This window comes from Mesorhizobium sp. M7A.F.Ca.CA.001.08.2.1, from assembly GCF_003998455.1.
In the GTDB taxonomy this organism is placed as follows: Bacteria; Pseudomonadota; Alphaproteobacteria; order Rhizobiales; family Rhizobiaceae; genus Mesorhizobium; species Mesorhizobium ciceri.
Map to the genome: position 1 here is coordinate 1 of NZ_RZPW01000380.1, position 5,894 is coordinate 5,894.

The following is a 5,894-nucleotide window of genomic DNA, read 5'->3' on the forward strand; positions in this document are numbered from 1 at the left end:
TCGCTCTGGCGAGGTTGCAATTTCGATCCGGTGCGCTTGCTGCATCCGGAACACGGCCGGTCCGTTCATGGCTTGCCCCCCTGCGGCGATTGCTGTGGCTCGGGCTTGTCGGCGCGGAAATGTCTGGCGATCTGCCGCCACATCCGCTGCAGCGGCATGACATAGAGGCCTGCTAGCGACTGGTAGTCGCGCACGTTGCGTTCGATCAAACCGAACTTGAAGTCCTCGTCGGGTCTCGGAACGCACAGAGTTCCGAAGAGCCGATCCCAGAACGAGAAGAGCAGCCCGAAGTTCTTGTCGTAGTGGCGCGGGTCGGTGCTGTGGTGCAACTGATGCCAGTGTGGGCACAGGATCAGATTGTTCAACGGCCCAAACGAGATCTTGAAATGCGTGTGCCTGACGAAATCCATCATCAGGATGTTGCGTATGATGTAGACGTTGACGCCGAAGACCGTCAGTTCAACCAGGTTCAGCGACACCAGCGACCAGATGCCGAAGCAGATGCCGGGAATGACGCCGTCCCAGGCCCGGTTCATCAATTCGTCGAGCGGGTGGACGCGATCCTTGGTGATGCCGACCATCACCTCGGCCGAATGGTGCACCTTGTGCAGTTCCCAGAGCACCGGGTAGCGGTGCTGGGCGACATGATAGAGATAGTACGAAATGTCATAGGCAAGCAGCATGGTGAGGGTGAAGATCGTCACCGTCACAGGCCCCGCCGGTCCCTCGATCAGAGGCGGCTGGATTGCCAGCAGCGTGGAGAGCAACCAGTTCGTCGCATAGCCGACGGCGCTGACGAAGACGACGCCGGCGGGCAGCATGAGGAATGGCATCAGCGCCTTCCGCGTCACCCAGAACAAAAGGTCGGCTTTCGCCGAAGGATGCGTGATGACCTCATGCGGCACCGCGAACTCGAAGAATTCTTTCCAGCTCTTTTTCTCGACCGTGCGCCAGTAGGCGACCAGGGCACTGACCAAAGCAGTCAGCAACAGAAGTCCGGTCGCCAGCAGGCCGGCGCCGGAAATCCGGTCAAGAACCTTGTAGACGATGTCGCTGGCCATTTCCAAAGTTGCCGCCTCTTCATCCGGGTTTTCCCGTCGTCGCGGTCATAACATTGAAGTCCTCAAGCAAATGCGATGAAAATTGGTTAAGAAATCATGAGGCTTTCTAGATTGTTGGTATTTACCCGCAGGCGGTGAGACCTCATGCTTCGGCGGTCATCCGTCTCAACGGGCGTAACGCATGGGTATTCATAAGGATGGTCGGCGGGACGGGACGCCTCACCATCGTCGCCGTGCAAGATGCTGAGCGTGATGATGGGAACGAGAGACGAAATGCTTCCAGCTGGCGCTCTTGCCATCGTCGTCGGCTTTCGCCATGAAGGCCGATGAATTCGCCTCTGCCAGCCAGCGCACGCCAGCGGCTCGACGACCTGCTCGTCCAGCGCGGGCTGTTTGCCAGCCGCTCACGTGCCCGCGATGCGGTCGAGCGCGGCACTGTGACCGTCGACGGCGTCATTGCGCGCAAGCCCGGCCAGAGCGTTTTGCCGCAATGTCACGTTGCCATCGATGATCCGGCGCAAGGCTATGTGTCGCGCGCGGCACTCAAGCTGATCGGCGGGCTCGATCATTTCGGCCTCGATCCTGCCGGCCGTGAAGCGCTCGACATCGGCGCCTCGACCGGCGGCTTCACCCAGGTGTTGCTCGAGCGCGGCGTGGCCCATGTCACCGCCGTCGATGTCGGGCATGGCCAGATGCATCCTGATATCGGCGGCGACCCGCGTGTGACGGTGATCGAAGGGCTGAACGCCCGCGACCTCGCCGTCACCGATCTCGGCGGGCGTATTCCGGATTTCATCGTCTCCGACGTCAGCTTCATCTCGCTGAAACTGGCGCTGCCGCCGGCCCTTGGTCTGGCCAAGGCTGGCGCAAAGGCCATGTTTCTGGTCAAGCCGCAATTCGAGGCCGGCAGGGAAGCGATCGGCAAGGGTGGTCTGTTGAAGGATCCCTTCGACGCCGCCCGTGTCGCCGGCCTGCTGCAGGATTGGCTGGACTCCGTTCCCGGCTGGCGCTCGCTGGGGCTGCATCTGTCGCCGATCGATGGCGGCGACGGCAATCGCGAATTCCTGCTCGGTGGGATCAAGGATCGATGAGCGCGCGCTTCAGCATCAGGAAACTTGGCGCTCAGGGCGACGGCGTCGCCGAGACCGAGACAGGCGATCTGTTCATTCCCTTCACACTGCCCGGTGAAACGGTCACCGCCGCGCGCGAAAGGGATCGCGCCATGCTGATGGCGGTGCTGGAAGCATCGCCGCTGCGCATCGATCCCGCCTGCTGCCACTTCACCGAATGCGGCGGTTGCGCGCTCCAGCATTTCGAAGCCGAAGCCTATCGCCAGTGGAAACGCGAAAAAGTGGCGCACATCCTGAAGGGCAAGGGCATCGATTGCGAGATCGGTGACCTAGTCGCCTGCGCACCGCAGACGCGCCGCCGTGTCGTGCTTGCCGCCCGGCGCACCGAGACAGGCATGCTGCTCGGCTTCCATCGCCATCTGTCGCCGGAGATCGTCGCCATATCGGAATGCCCGATCTCGCTGCCGGAGATCGTTGCCGCCCTCGATCTCTTGAGGGCGCTCGCCGAATTGGTCTGCGCAACCGCCAAATCGTTCCGGCTGGCGGTCACCGTGACCGGTTCGGGGCTCGATGTCGCGGTTCACGAATCCGGCAAGCTCGGGGAGCACCAGCGCCGGATCGCGGCTAACTTCGTCATGGCGCAGGGCTTTGCCAGGCTGTCCATCGATGACGAAATCATCATCGAGCCGAAAAAGCCGGTGGTCATGTTCGGCGGCGTCGCTGTCGCCTTGCCCCCGGGCGCGTTCCTGCAGGCAACCGAGGCCGCCGAACAGGCGATGGCCGACATCGTCGGCGGACATCTGAAGCGTGCCAAGAAGGTGGCGGATCTTTTCGCCGGTTGCGGTAGCTTTGCTCTGCGTCTGGCCGCGAAGTCGGAAGTCCATGCGGTGGAAGGCGATGCGGCAGCGCTTTCGGCGCTCGACCGTGGATCGCGCTTCGCCACCGGCTTGAAGCGGGTGACGGGCGAACGCCGCGACCTGTTCCGCCGGCCGCTGACGTTCAAGGAGTTGAATGCGTTCGACGGTGTGGTGTTCGACCCGCCGCGCGCCGGCGCCGAGGACCAGTCGAAGCAGATCGCCCGCTCGGATGTTCCCTACGTTGCCGCGGTATCCTGCAATCCGGTGACGCTGGCTCGCGACCTGCGCATCCTCATCGACGGCGGCTACGCCTTGAAGAGCGTGACGCCGATCGACCAGTTCCTGTGGTCGCCGCATGTCGAAGCGGTGGCACTGCTGGAGAAGCCGAAGAAGCGGCGATAGCCTGGAGGCTTCGGCCCTACGAACTTGGCGACAGTCGTTTCGACGTGCCGCCGCGTTGGTTGATCGACACCCAGGTATTTGGGTTCTGCTGCGACTGACGTTTCACGAAGTAATAGCCCGTCGCGTTCCAGGGCCTGATCTCATTGACCAGATTGTCCAGGACAAGATCGCCCTTGTCGGTTTTCACCGTCAGAATGGTGTGGCCTTCATTGTCCAGGTCGCGCACCACGGTCATCAGCAACGCCTGCCGGGGGAATCCCGCTGCCAGAAGAAGCTTGCGCTTGTAGAGCGCGTAGATCTTGCAGTCGCCCTTGCCGTCCACCGGATAGTCCCAGTGATCCGCCATCGTACCCCAGTGATCGAAATTGCTGACGGGTTTGATGGCGCTGTTCGCCTTGTGATTTATCCGCTTGAGGATGCGTAGGTTCTGCGCGGTTAGCTTGACATTCGCCGCCGGCAGAGCGGGCACCTTGCACTCCTTTGGCCGGCGATGGCAGAAATCGACCCAACCGTAGGGGACGCTGGTGCTTCCACCAACTGCGGCAGATTGCGTCGATCGCGACTTGAACAATGTCGACTGTGCCGCCGCTGGACTGGCTTGCAACCATGTCGCGCCAATCAACGAAACGAAGCCAAGCAGGAAAGAGGAGGTCAGGACGCCGGGGAAATGCCGCATTGCCAACACCACCGCAACCAGAAGGCCGGCACTGCGTTCGTGCGGAAACGGCAGCCCAGGCAGTTAAACACCTAACAATTTCCTAATGCCGATTGTGTTCACTTCAAGGTGCAGCCGGGAATTCAAACTGGAAAACGCAAGCATCAGCGGGCGCATTCGATCTGACTCGACCATCGGGGCGCCAGCGACGGACCTTTGTCATGCGTCCTGCAAGCTGTCATATCCCCCCGTCTTTGCAGCCTTGAGGAAATTACGATCAAAGGTTGCAAAGCCAGCGCAATGAGCTGATTTCCCCAGATGCAGAGCATCTGCGAAATCCATTCCCTTCTTCGCGAGGTCGAGTGCGGACGACACCACCGCGCTGTCCGCGACCTCTACTGTTGGGAGCCCGCCAAATGTCCGCAGCGCGATGTCAGGCGCCGCATAACGTAAGCGCCGGCGCAACTCTCATGATGGCGCTCTCGGGTGCGCTCGTCGCCTGGATTTAGCGAAAGATCGCTCGAACCGGGCTATTGCCGTCCTATGCACTTGGCATGGCGGCCATGACGTTTGTCGCAGCTGCGCTGTATGTCTCCGGCCACGACGGGACCGTCGACTGCCTGAGTGCTTGGGTCAAATATGCGATCGGTGGCGTCATCGCCTTCCTGATTCTCTACACGACTTCGCGCCGGTCTATCGGCAAGGCATAACGGCCCGGCCAGCGGGGCCGTTCGCTCAGACCCGCGTGCCGCCCACCGTCATCTGGTTCATGCGCAGATGCGGCTGGCCGACGCCGACCGGCACGCCCTGTCCGGCCTTGCCGCACATGCCGATGCCGGTGTCGAGCTTCATGTCGTTGCCGATCATCGAGACGCGATGCATGGCGTCCGGACCGTTGCCTATCAGCATCGCGCCCTTGATCGGCTGCGTCACCTTGCCGTTCTCGATCATGTAGGCCTCGGTGCAGCCGAACACGAATTTGCCCGAGGTGATGTCGACCTGGCCGCCACCGAAGGAGACGGCATAGATGCCGTTCTTGACCGAGGCGATGATTTCGTCCGGCTCCATGTCGCCCGCCGTCATATAGGTGTTGGTCATGCGCGGCATCGGCTGGTGTGCGTAGCCTTCGCGGCGGCCGTTGCCGGTTGCCTTCATGCCCATCAGCCGAGCGTTCTGGCGATCCTGCATGTAGCCGACCAGTTTGCCGTCCTCGATCAGCACATTGCGGGCCGAAGGCGTGCCTTCGTCGTCGACTGTCAGCGAGCCGCGCCGCTCGGGCATCGTGCCGTCGTCGACGACGGTCACCCCCTTGGCGGCGACCTGCTGGCCGAGCAGTCCGGCGAAGGCCGAGGTCTTCTTGCGGTTGAAATCGCCTTCCAGCCCATGGCCGACGGCCTCGTGCAGCATGACGCCCGGCCAGCCGCTGGACAAGACGATGTCGAAGGTGCCGGCCGGCGCCGGTATGGCCTCGAGATTGACCAGAGCTTGCCTGAGCGCCTCCTTGGCGGCGTGCTTCCAGCTGTCCTCGACCAGGAATTCGCCAAACGCCTTGCGGCCGCCCATGCCGTAGGAGCCGCTCTCCTGGCGGTCGCCATTGCCGACAACGACGGAGACGTTGACGCGGACCAGCGGGCGGATGTCGCGCACCATTTGGCCGTCGGCGCGCACGATCTCGACATGCTGCCAGGATGCGGCGAGCGATGCCGAAACCTGCCGCACGCGCGGGTCCTCGGCGCGCAGCCAGGCGTCGATTTCCTGCAGGAGCTTTGCCTTGGCCTCGAAGGAGGGCGAGGGGATCGGGTTCTCTTCGCCATAGAGATGGCGGTTGGTGCGGGCGGGTGCGGCGGCA

6 protein-coding genes are annotated in these 5,894 nt (G+C 62.5%); 3 read left to right on the plus strand and 3 right to left on the minus strand.

From position 1 onward, the window contains the following. Positions 1-65 precede the first annotated feature (65 nt). Positions 66-1,061, minus strand: coding sequence for a sterol desaturase family protein (locus EN914_RS21230; RefSeq protein WP_024503607.1), 996 nt, complete (start codon positions 1,059-1,061; stop codon positions 66-68). Between the two features lie 326 nt (positions 1,062-1,387). Here EN914_RS21230 and EN914_RS21235 point away from each other — a divergent pair, with 326 nt between their 5' ends. Together EN914_RS21235 and EN914_RS21240 are read left to right on the plus strand one after the other, a co-directional pair. Beyond that, positions 1,388-2,152, plus strand: a complete 765-nt coding sequence (locus EN914_RS21235; RefSeq protein ID WP_013532785.1) for a TlyA family RNA methyltransferase — start codon at positions 1,388-1,390, stop codon at positions 2,150-2,152. After that, the gene (locus tag EN914_RS21240) at positions 2,149-3,390 is read left to right on the plus strand and encodes a class I SAM-dependent RNA methyltransferase (protein ID WP_024503608.1); all 1,242 of its coding nucleotides are present in this window, start codon (positions 2,149-2,151) and stop codon (positions 3,388-3,390) included. The genes EN914_RS21235 and EN914_RS21240 overlap by 4 nt, the downstream gene beginning before the upstream one ends. A gap of 16 nt (positions 3,391-3,406) precedes the next feature. Here the strand turns inward: EN914_RS21240 and EN914_RS21245 are convergent, their stop codons facing one another. Then, positions 3,407-4,066: a transglutaminase-like cysteine peptidase gene (locus EN914_RS21245; RefSeq protein WP_024503609.1), complete on the minus strand. Its 660-nt coding sequence runs from the start codon at positions 4,064-4,066 to the stop codon at positions 3,407-3,409. A gap of 542 nt (positions 4,067-4,608) precedes the next feature. Here EN914_RS21245 and EN914_RS39270 point away from each other — a divergent pair. Then, positions 4,609-4,755, plus strand: a complete 147-nt coding sequence (locus EN914_RS39270; protein WP_245265333.1) for a hypothetical protein — start codon at positions 4,609-4,611, stop codon at positions 4,753-4,755. A 25-nt stretch (positions 4,756-4,780) separates the two neighbouring features. Here EN914_RS39270 and EN914_RS21260 read toward each other — a convergent pair. Beyond that, the coding region (locus EN914_RS21260; protein ID WP_127389240.1) for a metallopeptidase TldD-related protein at positions 4,781-5,894 on the minus strand (1,114 nt) is incomplete at its 5' end.